Source organism: Paraburkholderia sp. USG1 (genome assembly GCF_031570135.1).
In the GTDB taxonomy this organism is placed as follows: domain Bacteria; phylum Pseudomonadota; class Gammaproteobacteria; order Burkholderiales; family Burkholderiaceae; genus Paraburkholderia; species Paraburkholderia dioscoreae.
The window spans coordinates 15,156-30,132 of record NZ_JAMWXW010000011.1 but is presented as its reverse complement, the minus strand read 5'-3'; the positions used below and the strand labels follow the sequence as shown (position 1 = coordinate 30,132).

Here is a 14,977-nt window from a genome sequence, read left to right as displayed (position 1 = left end):
CGTTTTCAGGCAAGCACCGCTGGGCGCGCCCGGGCGAACCGGGATTCGACCAGCCGATAAGAGAGCCCCCCGAGCGCCGCCGTCATCACGACGCCAGTCAGCACTGCGACCAGATAGGCAAGCCTGACGTCCGTGAAGTTACTTTGCGCGGCCAGCACAACGGCCGGATAAAAGGGCAAGTGCCAGATATACAGGCTATAACTTGCGCGTCCCGTCGAAGCAAGCGGCTTGGATTCCAGCGCACGCACGATCACCGAGCGCGGAGAGGAATGGATGACCCGGTAGATCATCAACGCGAGCGAAATGGCCAGAAGCGTATAACCAAACGTCTGAAGCCATGCCAGGGTCTTGAATGGCACGTCTGAAAGCGCCAAGGCAATCCAGATCGATATGAAAAGCGCCGCGCCGAGCATGCCGGCCGCTGCCGACTGCCTTGAACCAATGCGGGCAGGCACGAGTGCCAGCAGGCAACCTACCGCAATCGAGTCGATCCGGCAAAGCGTGAATGTATAGATGCCGTTGTCGGAAATCCCGGCAAAATGGCATATCAGTCGGAAGGCGATGGCGATCAGCAGCAGCGCCACGGCCGGGCGAAAGTATGAGCGGCAACGGGCGACGAGAAGCGGGAAGACGAGATAGAAATGCCATTCCACCGCCAGCGTCCAGAAATGCGCCATCGAGAAATACTGATCGGCAAGTGCGACCCGATCACCCAGCAGCGACTGCAGGCTGGCCGTGAATGTCCATAGCAGATACTCGTTTCTCAGTACTTTGCTATGCGGATCACCCAGTAGCGCGACAAGTGTGAATATCAGCAGACTTGCGACATAGGCCGGCAGCAATCTGATTGCGCGGCGCCGAATGAATGTCGAGTATGACGCGAGCGAATCGACCGGCCTCTTCAACAGCGTTGTTGTGATCAGAAAACCCGAGATCACGAAAAATACGTCGACGCCTATCCAGCCGGTCGAAGCAATACGCGCTACACCGCTCCAGGTGCCGCCCAACCCTGCCAGGCGGCTGGAAAAATAGCTCGTGTAATGAAACAGAACGACCAGCATCATCGAAATGGCTCGGAGTCCATCGAGGCCGGCTACGTAGCGCAAAGAGCTTGCGTCTCGGATGCTGTGTGTTTCCATCCGCGCATTTTACAGATTAGGGAAACATTCCGGGTCGTCACGATAATAGATAACCGTAATCGAGTTGCAATGAAGGAGGGCGACGGAGGTCCGCTGCCGGGATCGCGCTATGACAGCACACGTCCCATGCGCCGGACGACACGCTGCAATAGAGAAGGCGCGGCGCGCCCCTCAGGCAACGGCACAGCGGGATTCGCGGGTGGCGGCAGAGACATGGCTGCCGCTTCCACGCGTGCCCAGGTGGCGGCAGCGAATTCCACATCGGCGCACTGCCGTATGTGAACCTGAAACTCGAGTTCGTTTCTGGCGGTGTCGAAAAAGTTAGCGCATGACATGCTCAGCAATCCGTTTTCAACGAGTTGCCGGCAAATCCTTGCAAACGTGACCGGCGTGAATACCCAGACGTGCACGTCGTGATAGTTGCCGTTTGCAAATGCGTCCCGGGCGGAAGCAATCGCATCCGCGAACGTATGCGCCGGCCGCCCATCCGAACGTATGCCGGCCCAAATCTCTCCTGCGCTGACGTCGTATCGCACGTTCACAATATGGTCGATGATGGCCTGCGGCTGCGGAATGCGCGCCCGCACGACATGGGCGCTCAGTACGTCGCTGATGCGCGAATCTTCCCGCATCAGATCGAAGGTGAAACGCTTATCGGGCACTGCGAGCCGCAACTGGCCGCCCGGTTTGAGTATTGCACCGACCTCGGCAAGCCAGCCGACGAGATCGGGAACATGCTCGACCACATGAGAGGCGATCACATAATCGACCAATTTGCCGCCAAGCGCTTCGGATAACGATTGCTGGCCCCATACGGCATCGACGTCCACGAGCGCGTCGATATCGACATTCGGATCGTGTTTATATTTTTCGCGCAGAACTTCTGTACTGGCGTGGTCGATGTAGTAAACCGTACCCTCCGAGCGCGTCACCACGGGTCGGCAAAGCGCACCGATTTCCGCACCGATTGCACTCGACAGATTCAGTCCAGACAGCAGTTTGACCTTGCGATCCATGCCGCGCCCTCCGGCTGAAGTTTCCGCTGAAGTGTACAGCATCGAAAATCGGCCGGACGGTGCGTTGCACAATGCCGGTCAGGTCACCGTATCTGAATCGACGCTTCTCTCATCGCGACCATGCCGCCGGTCTTCCATCCGGTCCCGGCATTCGAAGCTCGCCACGAACTGCTCGAAACTCCGTACCGGAAGCGGCTTGCAGAAAAGAAACCCCTGATAGGCATGGCATCCTGCTACCGCAAGAAAGTCTCTTTGCGCCTCGGTCTCGACGCCCTCGGCGATGACGCCAAGATCGAAACTGCGGGCAAGCGCCACAATGGTTCTCGCAATGTCAGCATCGTTGGGGTCTTCCAGGATGTCGCGCACGAAGGAACGGTCGATTTTCAGCTGGTCCAATGGCAACCGTTTCAGGTAGGACAGCGAGGAGTATCCAATCCCGAAGTCATCCAGAGAGAACGTCACGCCTCGAGCTCGAAGAGCGCCCATCTTTTCGATAATATCCTCGACGTTTTCAACGAGAACGCTCTCGGTCAGTTCCAGCTTCAGCCGGTCCGCCCTCGCCCCTTTCCGGTTGATCACGTCCAGCACGCTCTCCACGAAGTCCGGCTCACGGAATTGCCGGGCGCTGACGTTCACTGCGATCGACAGATGCGCCATCTGCGGCTGCGTTGCCCACAGCGCGAGCTGCGCACATGCGGACTCCAATACCATTCGCCCTATTTCGAGAATGAGGCCCGTTTCCTCCGCAAGCGGAATGAACTCCGCCGGAGGTATCAGGCCGCACACGGGATGCTCCCAACGCACGAGTGCCTCGGCGCCGGTTATATGATCGCCGTCGACGACTTGCGCCTGATAATGCAGAACGAAGCGGTTCTCCTCGATCGCATTGCACAAGCCCACCTCGAGCTCGGCTCGCTTCAGCACCGTCGTTTGCATGGCGGGATCGAAGAAGCACATGGCATTGCGGCCACGCTCCTTGGACTTATACATGGCGAGATCGGCCTGTTTGAACAGCTCGTCCGTGGAGGTCTGCTCTGCGTCGAAGACGGTGACGCCGATGCTGGCGGTACTGCGAAACTGAACGCCATTGAGCTCGTAGGCGCGGCCCAGCACGGCGAGGATTTTCTCGCCCACGGCCTCGGTCTCCGCGGTCGCGGCCGCCTTGTTCAGACTCAGATTGCCCAGCACGACCACGAACTCGTCACCGCCCACCCGCGCGACTGTGTCTCCCTTGCTGACACTACTGGACAGCCGATACGCGACGTGTCGCAGCAGCAGATCGCCTTTGTCGTGGCCGAGCGTATCGTTCAACGTCTTGAAGTGATCGAGATCGATGAACATGAGCGCGCCGCAGACGTTGTTCTCGCGGCTGGCCGCCATCGACTCCCTCAGCCGGTCCAGAAGAAGTGCGCGATTGGGCAGGCGGGTCAGCGTGTCGTAGAAGGCCAGTTCCCGGATCTTCTCTTCCGACTTCTTACGCTCGGTGATATCGCGCCCGCTCGTACGAAAGCCGACGAAGTCTCCCCTCGCATTGCTGATCGGCACCCACGAGAGCGAGAGCCACAGCAGCGAACCATCCTTGCGCACGCAACGAAACTCGAGATCGTCGCCGCGAAAGCCCTGAAGCCCTTTCTGAAATTCAGGCGCAACGCGCTCTACGTCATCCGGATGGATCAGCGTGCGTGCGAAGTTCGGCATGGCCATGCATTCGGCGACCGTGTAGCCCGTGTAATGTTCGACGGACGGATTGATCCAGCGCGGTTTCCCGTCCGGTCCCCACCAGATCTCCAGGTTCACCGTGCAATCGGCGATCGCGCGAAATTTCTCTTCGCTCTCGCGCAACTCCCGTGTCATTTCCGAAGCCAGACGGATGGCGCGCTCCCGCCCTGTCACCATCAGCCAGGTCAGAAGAGCCAGCAGCAGACTCAGCCCGATTCCAGCGCCTGCAATCAACGACTCCGCGTTGCTGCCCAGCCGGGAACGGAATTCGTCGGAGGCATCCATCGACAGCGTCCAGTCGCGCCCGTCCACGACCAGGTATTCGTTTGCGGACATCAACGCGGGCGCATGCCGCCTGTTCGCAGCCGGGGTGCGGTATAGAAGCGCCGCGTCCGATGCCGCTACGCCATCGTAAATGGCCAGCGAGACGCCCGCGGGCTGTTCGCCGTAGAGGCTCGCCATCACGTCGTGCATACGGAACGATGCATAGACCCAACCGGTAATGTGGGCCCGCCGCTGCAGGACGTTCTCCTGCGTTTCACCCGACGCATAGATCGGCAGGTACATGATGAAGCCCGGCCGGCGCTCCGAATCCGCATCGATCAAAAGGTGCACCGTTCCCGAAAGTGCCGCCATGCCGGAGTCGCGGGCTCGCTCCATTGCGGCGCGCCGCACCGGATCGCTCCAGGTGTCGAAGCCGGGCGAACTCTGCGTGAGGCCGACATAAGGCTCGCGCTGAACGAGCGGCGCATAGTCCTCACGCTGCCCTTCGGGCTGGATCGTATAGCCGGGAATGCCTTCCTCGCGCATTCTCGCCATGTGACTCGCCTTATACGCCGCCGGTACCCATTCGACGATACCGACGGCGTGGATCCCGGAGAAGTTCGCGTCGAGATTGAGCGCGCCGACATAGCGCCGGAACCTGTCGCGGTCGATCGTACCGTTCGCGGCAAACAGACTCTGCACGCCGCGCAGCATGAGCTCGTAGCTCGCCATGCGCTGTTCGATGCGGCTGACCGCATCGCCCAGGGTGTAATCAAACTGGGTGCGCAATTCTTTGCTGGTGGCTTGCCGCTCGTGATTCCATACCGTCCACGTCACGCAAAGCGACGCGGTTAACACGAGCAGCGGCAGCAGGACGGAGCGCACCCGGGTCACGGCGACGCCTTGAAGTTCACCATCGCATCGGCCAGCTCCGGCCTGAAGTATTTTTCGAAGATGCGGCGCACAGTCCCGTCAGCGCGCATTTCGTCCACCAGCGCCTGCCACTTCTTCCGTTCGGCCTCCGGGAGTGCTTTCTTTGACATGATCAGTCCGTGCGGCACGGAGGGATCGTTGAACTCGATGATCGTGGTCACGTCGCGTATCTTTTTCTCTTCCAGCGCGGGATAGTCGAACGGTTCGATAATCATGCCCTGGATATGCCGCAGAATGAGCGCCTGATAGAGGGGTTCGAGTCCGCCTGCCTGGCTTATCCGGTTTTCCGCCGTCAGTTTGTCGACCAGTTGATTGGCGGAATCGCTATAGCGAAAACTGCGGATTACCCCGAGTTGGGCGTGATCGTCCTGCTCGAACTCCGCGACGTCGTGGATGCCTGCGTCTTTGCGCACGAGCAGATAGTATTTGTTGCTGAAGTACCATGCGAACGAAGCATATTGGTTGCGTTCGTCATTCGCAATTCCGGAAAGGCTGAAATCGAGCGCACCCGACTCGATCAGCTTCCAGATACGTGCACGCGACATGAGGCTCAGCTTGATCTGGCAACCGCTGCGCCGGATCAACTCATCCGCGAAGTCCTTGTCGATGCCGCTATCGGTATCGAGCGAATAGAGCAGCCCGTGGTCGTGTAATCCGAGCGTAAACGGCCGGGAACAATCGGGGCCGGCCGCAAAGACGTTGCTCACGCAACATATCATCAATAACACACCGCCAAGCCAGTTTCGAATCACAGCGCCTCCGTAGCGGAATGTCTCATCATTGAATGCTTATCCGTGACGACCATGACCCGGCGGCAAGGCCATACCGCCACTTCCCCGAAAATCCGGGCCTGGTCGGGCATTTTAGGATGCTTTTCCGAGGCAATGCGTAGTTGATCCGCAACGAACGCCCAAATCCGCCTTCACAAAACCTCTGCACGCACTATCGGCAGCGCATTGTCGTTCTTTAGGACGCGCCGTAGCTTTTCCCGCGGGCGAATTCCCGTGTCGAGCGACAGCGGTCACAAAACTTCGACAGTAAGTTTGCACGATACCGGGCTGCATGATGGCCGACAAAGGGCCCAAAAAAGCAAAAAAGCCGTAATCGTTTCAACTTACGGGGTTTTAGTCCGGTTTCTGGCGAAGAGAGGGGGACTACGTTGCTTGTGCGGAATACCGCGAAATTCCATCCCCTCCGTTCCCAGCAAGGACTTCCCCGGATTTTCGTCACTGGGCACCACGGGCGACAACCTCGGCTCTGCCGGCTCCGCCCCGGCTACCGAATCCAATGCTGCTATTGCGGGCTTCGCATCGGCCAACTCGCAGCAAACCATTTCCGTCGCGACTGACCTGTTCGAAGCCTGGCGCCCGATAATTCCTTCCCGCGCAATATGCATATCGAAAATGGTTTGTTGAGTCCAACCGGGCAACGGGAAACAATCACCGACTGACCATTGGGCTTCCAGACCGGGCCACGCTTTCCGACACGGGTGCTTCGTTTGACGCATGTCAGGCCTCTATCCGCGGGTATATCGCGGCGCGGTCGAATTCCCAATCACGCTTCCGGTAGCAATGCACGCGTGGGCGCTGGTTGCCGATGCGCAAGGGCTGCTTTGCGACGCGGCCACCCGTGCATTGGATTCCGACACCACCACCGTCATCCCGGTCTGCCAGATCTCCCACCCACCTTCAGGGCCATCATGACTCAAGCCACTCGCCAGTTCAGCCTCGGCGCATTTCTGATGCAGACCGGCCATCACATCGCCGGTTGGCGTCATCCCGATGCGCAAGCGGACGCGGGCAGCAACTTTCGCCACTATGTGGCGTTGGCGCGCCTCGCCGAAGCGGCCAAATTCGACGCCGTGTTTCTCGCCGATTCGTCCGGTGTGAGAAGCAAGCATCCCGGCTCGCTCGCGCGCACGGCCCGGAGCGAATTCTTCGAGCCGCTTACGCTACTCTCGGCGCTGGCGGCCGTCACCGAGCGCATCGGTCTGATCGCGACGGTTTCCACCTCGTTTCACGAACCCTATAACGTGGCACGCAAGTTCGCGTCGCTGGACCAGATTTCGGGGGGACGGGCAGGCTGGAATCTCGTGACATCGAGCAGCTCTACCGAAGCCCGCAACTTCAACCGCGACGATTTGCCGGAGCACGCGAAGCGTTACGAACGTGCCGCTGAATTCCACGATGTCGTGCTGGGCCTGTGGGATTCGTGGGAGGAAGACAGCTTTCCACGCGACAAGGCGAGCGGCATCTACCTGAATACGGACAAGCTGCATGTGCTCGATCATCGCGGCGAGCATTTCCAGGTGCGCGGACCGCTGAACGTCAACCGTTCGCCGCAGGGGCGTCCGGTGATCGTGCAGGCGGGTGCCTCCGAGGACGGCCGCGCGCTGGCAGCCCGCACCGCGGAAGTCATCTTCGTCGCGCACCAGACGTTCGACGAAGCCCAGGCCTTCTATGCAGACATCAAGGGCCGTTTGCCCGCTTTCGGCCGGCATCCGGACGACGTGAAGATCATGCCCGGCATCTTCCCGGTAGTAGGCCGCACGCAGGAAGAAGCTGACGAAAAATTCGAGCAGTTGCAGTCGCTCGTGGATCCCGTGGTTGGCGTAGCGTTGCTGTCGACCGTGATAGGCGGCATCGATCTGTCGAATCACGACGTGGATGGCCCCATTCCCGAGCTTCCCGAAACCAATGGCCCCAAAAGCCGCCAGCATCTGCTGGTGGAACTGGCGCGTCGTGACAAGCTGACGATCCGGCAGCTGTATCTGCGTATTGCCGGCGCGCGTGGCCATCAGCAGGTGGTCGGCACGCCGCAAACGATCGCCGACCAGTTGCAGCAGTGGTTCGAAGAAGGCGGTGCCGATGGCTTCAACATCATGGCGCCCTGGTTCCCGGGAGGCCTCGCCGAATTCATCGATCAGGTCCTGCCCGAGCTTCGCCGGCGCGGCCTTTTCCGCACCGAATATGAAGGGCGCACGCTGCGCGAGCACCTTGGGCTGAAACGTCCCACCCGTGCTGGCTCCGCCCGTTGATACACGCACACGCACTTCGACACGTTATTTTCCCTCAAAGAGTGACCGACCATGACCCATGCCGTGCCCGCGACCATCGCCTCATCGGATAGCGATGCCCCTTTCGAGCCCCACTCCGCCTGGGGCGCCGCGCCCAGCGACCGTTATGAGGAACTCGCCAGCCGCTTCCGGCCACTATTCGCGCGCATCCGTGCCAGCGCGGTCGAGCGCGACCGATTGCATCAACTGCCGCACGAGGAAATCCGCTGGTTGCGCGAAGCGGGCTTCATCCGCCTGCGTTTGTCGCGCGATCAGGGCGGCGTGGACGCTACCTTGCCCGAACTGATTGCGCTGCTGATCGAGCTGGGCGCAGCGGACACCAACGTGGTCAACGCCGTGCGGGCGCACCTGGGGTTCGTCGAGGATGTACTGACCGCGCCTGAAAAAGATTGGCGCGCGCGCTGGCTCGGCCTGCTGGCGGAGGGCGCATTGATCGGCGCAGCGCTGTCCGAAGCGGGCAGCGCCAGGGTCGGCACCTTTGCCACCCATCTGGCGAGGACCCCGAATGGCCTGCGCCTGAACGGCAAGAAGTTCTACACCACCGGCTCACTGTTCGCGGACTGGATCGCCGTGGCCGCACAGGATGGTGAGGAGACGGTGTACCTGCAGGTGCCGCGTCATGCGCAGGGTGTCGAAGTAGTGGACGACTGGGATGGCTTCGGCCAGGCGCTCACCGCCAGCGGCACCGCGATCTTCACGGACGTCGCGGTGGAGCCCGAATGGGTCCGCCCGACTTCCTCGCGTTTTCCGTATGCGGTGCCGTTCTATCAGCTGGTCCACCTGGCGTCGCTGGCCGGTATCGGGCGCGCCCTCGCGGACGACGTTGCGCAGCGCGTGCACCATCGCGACCGTGTGTACAGTCACGGCAACGCGGCGCGCGTGGCCGACGATCCGCAAATCCTTCAGGTAGTCGGACGTCTGCACGCGGCGGCCTATGCCGCCAATGCCGTGGTGCTGCAAGCGTCGAAAGCATTGCAGCGCAGCTACGAGGCTCACCAGGATCCGATTGCGAGCGAAGCACGACGTGAGCATGCCAACACCGAGGCCCATGTGGAAGTGGATCAGTCCGTCTCGGTCGTGACCCGGCTGGTGCTCGACGCGAGTACCGATCTGTTCGACGCGCTGGGCGCATCGGCCACGCTGCGCACGGAAGGTCTCGACCGCTACTGGCGTAACGCGCGCACGATTTCGTCGCACAATCCGCGCGTTTATCGCGAACGCCAGGTCGGCGCATTTGCAGTCAACGGCACTCTGCCGCCGAGTTTTTATCGGGTGGGCAAAGCCTGAGTCGTTCGGCAAGAGTCATCAACCTTCCGGGATCGAACGATCGCGGAAGGACGCTTGTACATGCATTGGCGATCATGCGTGAGATATGCACCGGCGCCGCTTGCCGGTTTGCGCTTCGAAGCGGGTCCGGTCCACCAATCAGGGAGTGACGCGGAGCAAACGACTCGCGGTGAATGCATCCCGGCAACGTGGCACGTCGATTCGCTGCATGCCACCGCTGGCGTGATTCAGGCATGGTTCGAAAATAACGGGCACTGAAGCGCGGGGCAACCAGACAAAGCTCATAGGGTTACGAGCAAGCTTCTGTTCATCAGCGCCCCGCCCGGTTCGAGCGAGCGCTTCACGCGACGCACCGACGGCGACGCCGCCATCAACTCGCGGGTATAGGCATGTTGCGGCGATTCGAAAACACGTTCCGCCTCCCCTGCTTCCACAACCCGCCCGTCCTTGAATACCAGTACCCGGTCCGCGACATGACGCACGACGTCGAGGTCGTGCGAAATGAACAGCAAGGACATGGCGAGTCGCGCCTGCAAAGCGGCCAGCAGATCCAGCACCTGAGCCTGCACACAAACGTCGAGCGCCGATACAGGCTCGTCGCACACGATCAACGCCGGCTCCGGAGCGATCGCCCGGGCAATGGCCACACGCTGACGTTGACCTCCTGACAATGTTGCAGGCCGCCGGCCGAGATACCCGGCATCGAGTCCGACCTGTTCAAGCAATTCGACACTGCGATCGATCACCGCGCGCCTGGACAGGTCCACAGAGAACAGCCCCTCTTGCAGCAACTGTTGCACGGTATGTCGCGGATCGAACGAACTGAGCGGGTCTTGCGGAATGTATTGAAGACGCGGCCGCAATGCGCGGCGCGATGCTTCCTTGAGCTTCGCGCCGTTCCAGCGCGTACCGAGAAAATCCACCGCGCCTGCGGATGGCGTGACGAGTCCGAGCACAATGTTGGCACACGTGCTTTTGCCGGAACCCGACTCGCCGACGATCCCCACCACTTCACCTCGGTGCACGCTGAACGATACATCGTCGAGTGCGGTGAACATATCGTTGCCTGCTGCTCCGCGCCTTGCATAGCGCTTGCCGATCGCATCGACCTTCAACACGATCTCGTCCGATGGCGCCGGCCGGGCCGGCAGTGGTTCGCGCAGAATCGTCAGTTCGCCACTTTCGCCGAGTGCCTGCGGATCGGGCACCATCCGCGCCGACCCGAGTTGATGGCCACGCGAGAGCGCGGAGGGCTGCGCAGCGAGCAACTGCCGCGTGTAAGGATGAGAAGGATTGTTCAGCACGCTTCCGGTGGGACCGCTATCGACCACTTCGCCCTGGTACATCACCAATACACGGTCTGCGATATCCGCGACCACTGCGAGATCGTGAGATATCAGCAGCACGCCCACACCCTCGCGCAAACGGGCTGCCAATACCGCGAGAATCTGTGCCTGAACGGTCACGTCGAGCGCCGTGGTCGGTTCGTCGGCAATCAGAAGCGAGGGCCCCGCTGCAATCGCCGACGCAATCAACGCACGTTGGCGCAATCCGCCCGACAGTTCATGCGCGTATTGACGGACACGCCGCTCGGGCTCGGGAATGCCGACATCGCTCATGACAGCCCGCACCCGCGCCGAGCGCTCAGCGTGAGAACGCAGTCCGGCGTGCAACGCGACCGCCTCGCCGATCTCGGCCCCCACGGTGCGCAGCGGATCGAGCGACACGAGCGCATCCTGCATGACGAGTCCCGCGAACGCACCACGCAGCGCTCGCCAGTCGTGCTCGCGAAAGTCGAGCGCAGGCAGGCCGTTGACATCGAACCGGTGCGCATCGATCCGCGCGCCCTGGCCGGCGAGACCGATCAGACTGCGTGCAGTCAGGCTTTTGCCCGAACCGGATTCACCCACCAGCGCGACGCATTCGCCGGCGCGTATCGATAGATCGACGCCGCGTACGAGCGGCTTCCCCTGGTTGGCGTGCGGGAAACTGATGCTCAGCCCGCGGATATCGACGAGCGATTGCGGCTGCGCCAATGACGGATCTGTTTTCATCGGGTGCGCACTCCATAGACACGAGCCAGGAATTTGCCGATCAGCGAAAACGCCATCACCGTCAGCGTGATCGCCATGCCCGGGAACACGCTCGGCCACCACGCGACACGCAACACGTCGCGTCCTTCGGCGAGCATCACGCCCCACTCGGGCGTCGGCGGTTGCGGTCCCAGCCCCAGAAAGCTCAGTGCGGATACTGCGATGATCGCGCTGCCGATGTCGATGGTCGCGATCACCGGCACGGCCGCGAGCACGTTAGGCAGGATGTGACGCACGAACACGCGGGCTCGCGACATGCCGAACGTCACGGCATGGGTCACGTAATCGGCACGTCTCACGCCAAGGGTCTGTGAGCGCAACACGCGCCCGAACTTCGGAATCCCCGCGATGCCGACCGCGACCGCTATGTTCACGATCCCCTGGCCAAGAAACGTGACCACGAACAGCGACAGCAGAACCGGCGGAAACGCCGACAACACGTCGAACACACGCGACGCGCCTTCATCGACCGCACGTCGGCCAAGCCCGGCCGTCACGCCGAGCACGAGCCCCACCAACAGGCTCACGATCATGCTCGACAGCCCGATCAGCAGCGAATATCGGGCGCCGTAGATCACCCGCGAGAACACGTCGCGACCGATTCTGTCCGTGCCGAACCAGTGCGTAGCGTCCGGCGGCTGCATGGCATGCGCCACATCGCTGACCAGCGGGTCGTAAGGCGTCACGACGCGCGGAAAAGCCATAGAAAAAGCAAGCACCGCGAGGAACGCTGCGGCGAGCAGCACCGGCACGGGAACCCGCGACGCCCAACCAGGGCGCGCAATCGGTGAAACCGGTGAAACCGGAGAAAGCGGCAGATCACTCATGAATTGCGCAGCCTGGGATCGATGAAGAGATAGGCGACATCGAGCAGCGTCGACATGACCACATGGACGAATGCCGCCAGCAACACGACGGCCAGAACCACCGGCACGTCCTGCGACGTGACCGCTGCCAGCGTCACACTGCCGATGCCGGGGCGGCCGAACATCTTCTCCGTAATCACCGCCCCGCCAAGCAGGCCGCCGATCAGCCAGCCGCCAAGAGTGACGACCGGCAGCAACGCGTGGCGCAATACATGCCGCACACGCAGGGCCGCCTCAGAAACACCACGCGCCCGCACGGTCATCACGAAGGGTTTGTCGAGGGTCGTCTCCAACGCTTCGCGCATCACCTGCGACAGAACCCCGGCCGTGGGCAACGCGAGCGTCACCGCCGGCAGCACGAGCGCGCGCCAGCCCGCCGCGCCGGAGACCGGGAACAGACGCCAGTGAAACGAAAACGCGATCAGCAACAACATCCCGAGCCAGAATACGGGCGTGGACGTAAAGGCGAGTTCGAGCGTCGAGGCAATGCGGCTCGCCCATGCGCCGGCGCCTCCGCTGAATCCCGCAGTCGAGGTGGCAACCACCAGCGCCAGCACAATGGCGAGCACGCCGGCCGCGGCCGCGAGCTGCACAGTCGGCCAGAGCTGGCTGCCGAGCACGGCCAGCACCGGTTGCTGCATCACGAACGAGATCCCCAGATCGCCATGCGCGAGGCGCAGCAGGAATCGTCCGTACTGCCACGGCAGGCTGTGGTCGAGTCCCCACTGCGCGGCAATCGACTCGCGCAGCCCCGGATACGAAAGGTCGCCGGCCAGCACGTCCTCGATACGCCCCGGCAGTGCGTGAATCGCGACGAACGCCGCGCTGGCGGCAAGCCACAACACGAGCAGACCGGTCAACAGCCGTGTGACGATCTTCCTGACCACGTCAGCCTCCCTGTTTGTCGACCCAGATGTCGTACGAACTGGCCGGACCGTCGAGCTCCGGCTCGAAGCCGATGCCATGCACGGACGACTTCGCCGCGAGATGATAGGCCGGCGCGAACAGCGGCACGATAAAGGCCTGATCGACGGCGCGTTTCTGAACGTCGGCGAGCAACTGGCGACGCGCATCGCCGACCGGCAGCAGGCGCGCACGGTTTATCGCGTCTGTGATCGTCGGGTCCGGATTCCTGATCGCGTTGTACAGAAAACCCTGGTCGCCGAGCATGTCCCACAGTTCCATCGCGACGTCGGACGGATTGTCGGTGTTGGGGTAGATCGTCCAGTTGCCGGTCGCCTTCTCGTTCGCGAAATCGCCCGCCGTGTTGATGCGCAAGCCGAGATCGAGGCCGATGTTCTGACGCAACGCCGACTGGATAGCGCGAATCAGCACGTCGCGGCTGTCGCGCACATACGGCTGCGGATAGCCGATCTCAATCGACAGACGCTTGCCGTCTTTGGTGCGGAAACCTTCGCTATCGCGTTGAGTCCAGCCCGCTTCGTCCAGCAGCTTGTTCGCCGCGGCCACGTTGTTGCCCCATGAACCCTTGAGCGCGGCGTTGTAGTCCGCATTGTCCGGACCGATGTTCGACCATGCGCGCTGCACGGTCCCGAGATAGACGCTCTTCACGATCGCATCGAGATCGAAGCCGTCGCGCAGCGCGCGCCGCACGCGGACATCACTGGCCGGGGCGACGGTGTAGTTGATGTTCAGCGTGAAAGACGTGGTCGCCGAAGGGCCCGTGAGGTACTGGAAACCGTCGACCTTGTCGAACACACTCGCATCGGTCGGCTGAACGCCTTCGATCAGATCGACCTGGCCGGAACTCAACGCACCGGTGCGCACCGCCGCTTCGGGGAGGAAACGGTAAGTCACCCGGTCGAGATACGCGGCGCCCTGGTGTTGTGCATTGCCGGGTGCCCACCTGTAGTCGGCATTGCGCGCGAAGACGGCCGCCTGACCACGCTGATAGGCGCTGAATACGAACGGGCCCGTTCCCACCACACCCGGTCCTCCTCCGCACAGATCATGATTCCCGGCCAGCGCTTTCGGCGAAATGAAACCCAGTTTGACGCTGGACAGCGATTCGAGCGTGGTCGAATCGGGTTGCTTCATGACGAGACGCACGACGTAGGGCGACACGACTTCAGCGCGGTCATAGTGAACCAGCAGGGACGCCGAGGCCGACGTGGTGCTGACATTGTTCAGGATGTAGTCGAAATTGGCCTTCACGGCGGCGGCATTGAACGGCGTGCCGTCGGTGAAGTGAACGTCGTCGCGCAAATTGAAGGTGTAGCTCTTGCCGTCGTCGGCAACGCTCCACGACTTCGCGAGCCACGGTGCGTAGGTACCGTCGGTCTTCTTGCTGATCAGCGAGTCGATGTAATTGCGCTCCACCCAGAAGGCATTCTGTTGCGACGAGCGATGCGGGTCGAAACAGGCGGGCTCGGTGGTGACACCCCAGGTGAGCGTTCCACCGGAGACCGGCTTCGCTGCCTGCGCCGACAGACCGGTTTGTGCTGAATCGGATTTGCCGCAACCGCTCAGTATGGAAACAAAGGCAACGGCCGCGAGTCCGGCCAGAGATAAATGAACGGCTTTCATTTAACGGACCACTCTGGTTGGCGCGGCTCGATAGGCC

The 14,977-nt window shown here is 61.8% G+C and carries 10 protein-coding genes; 2 read left to right on the top strand and 8 right to left on the bottom strand.

The window, feature by feature from the left end; translation table 11 throughout:
• Positions 1-5: 5 nt before the first annotated feature.
• From NE850_RS16220 to NE850_RS16205, 4 genes are all read right to left on the bottom strand, one after another.
• Positions 6-1,139, bottom strand: coding sequence for an acyltransferase (locus NE850_RS16220; RefSeq protein ID WP_035518213.1), 1,134 nt, complete (start codon positions 1,137-1,139; stop codon positions 6-8).
• 107 nt (positions 1,140-1,246) lie between these two features.
• Positions 1,247-2,155, bottom strand: a complete 909-nt coding sequence (locus NE850_RS16215; RefSeq protein WP_007182496.1) for a class I SAM-dependent methyltransferase — start codon at positions 2,153-2,155, stop codon at positions 1,247-1,249.
• Between the two features lie 78 nt (positions 2,156-2,233).
• Complete coding sequence (locus tag NE850_RS16210; RefSeq protein WP_007182497.1) at positions 2,234-5,032, bottom strand: EAL domain-containing protein; 2,799 nt, start codon at positions 5,030-5,032, stop codon at positions 2,234-2,236.
• Positions 5,029-5,790: a substrate-binding periplasmic protein gene (locus tag NE850_RS16205; RefSeq protein ID WP_405044849.1), complete on the bottom strand. Its 762-nt coding sequence runs from the start codon at positions 5,788-5,790 to the stop codon at positions 5,029-5,031. Before NE850_RS16205 ends, NE850_RS16210 begins: the two co-directional genes overlap by 4 nt.
• A 980-nt stretch (positions 5,791-6,770) precedes the next feature.
• On the opposite strand from NE850_RS16205, the gene NE850_RS16200 reads away from it, so the two are divergent.
• The gene (locus NE850_RS16200) at positions 6,771-8,108 is read left to right on the top strand and encodes an LLM class flavin-dependent oxidoreductase (protein ID WP_310698920.1); all 1,338 of its coding nucleotides are present in this window, start codon (positions 6,771-6,773) and stop codon (positions 8,106-8,108) included.
• 51 nt (positions 8,109-8,159) lie between these two features.
• Positions 8,160-9,434, top strand: coding sequence for an acyl-CoA dehydrogenase family protein (locus NE850_RS16195; RefSeq protein ID WP_007182501.1), 1,275 nt, complete (start codon positions 8,160-8,162; stop codon positions 9,432-9,434).
• 281 nt (positions 9,435-9,715) lie between these two features.
• Here the strand turns inward: NE850_RS16195 and NE850_RS16190 are convergent, their stop codons facing one another.
• From NE850_RS16190 to NE850_RS16175, 4 genes are read right to left on the bottom strand one after another with little or no spacing between them, the layout of a single operon-like run.
• Entirely contained in the window at positions 9,716-11,488 is a 1,773-nt protein-coding gene (locus NE850_RS16190) for an ABC transporter ATP-binding protein (RefSeq protein ID WP_310698919.1), read from the bottom strand.
• Positions 11,485-12,354: an ABC transporter permease gene (locus NE850_RS16185; protein WP_310698918.1), complete on the bottom strand. Its 870-nt coding sequence runs from the start codon at positions 12,352-12,354 to the stop codon at positions 11,485-11,487. Before NE850_RS16185 ends, NE850_RS16190 begins: the two co-directional genes overlap by 4 nt.
• Positions 12,351-13,280: an ABC transporter permease gene (locus tag NE850_RS16180; RefSeq protein ID WP_007182505.1), complete on the bottom strand. Its 930-nt coding sequence runs from the start codon at positions 13,278-13,280 to the stop codon at positions 12,351-12,353. The genes NE850_RS16185 and NE850_RS16180 overlap by 4 nt, the downstream gene beginning before the upstream one ends.
• A 1-nt stretch (position 13,281) precedes the next feature.
• Positions 13,282-14,940: an ABC transporter substrate-binding protein gene (locus NE850_RS16175; protein WP_165185468.1), complete on the bottom strand. Its 1,659-nt coding sequence runs from the start codon at positions 14,938-14,940 to the stop codon at positions 13,282-13,284.
• Between the last annotated feature and the right edge of the window lie 37 nt (positions 14,941-14,977).

Excerpts from the sequence above, each read along its gene's own strand:
- NE850_RS16220 (WP_035518213.1), bottom strand. The coding sequence starts at position 1,139 with ATGGAAACACACAGCATCCGAGACGCAAGCTCTTTGCGCTACGTAGCC.
- NE850_RS16215 (WP_007182496.1), bottom strand. The coding sequence starts at position 2,155 with ATGGATCGCAAGGTCAAACTGCTGTCTGGACTGAATCTGTCGAGTGCA.
- NE850_RS16205 (WP_405044849.1), bottom strand. The coding sequence starts at position 5,790 with ATGATATGTTGCGTGAGCAACGTCTTTGCGGCCGGCCCCGATTGTTCC.
- NE850_RS16200 (WP_310698920.1), top strand. The coding sequence starts at position 6,771 with ATGACTCAAGCCACTCGCCAGTTCAGCCTCGGCGCATTTCTGATGCAG.
- NE850_RS16195 (WP_007182501.1), top strand. The coding sequence starts at position 8,160 with ATGACCCATGCCGTGCCCGCGACCATCGCCTCATCGGATAGCGATGCC.
- NE850_RS16190 (WP_310698919.1), bottom strand. The coding sequence starts at position 11,488 with ATGAAAACAGATCCGTCATTGGCGCAGCCGCAATCGCTCGTCGATATC.
- NE850_RS16185 (WP_310698918.1), bottom strand. The coding sequence starts at position 12,354 with ATGAGTGATCTGCCGCTTTCTCCGGTTTCACCGGTTTCACCGATTGCG.
- NE850_RS16175 (WP_165185468.1), bottom strand. The coding sequence starts at position 14,940 with ATGAAAGCCGTTCATTTATCTCTGGCCGGACTCGCGGCCGTTGCCTTT.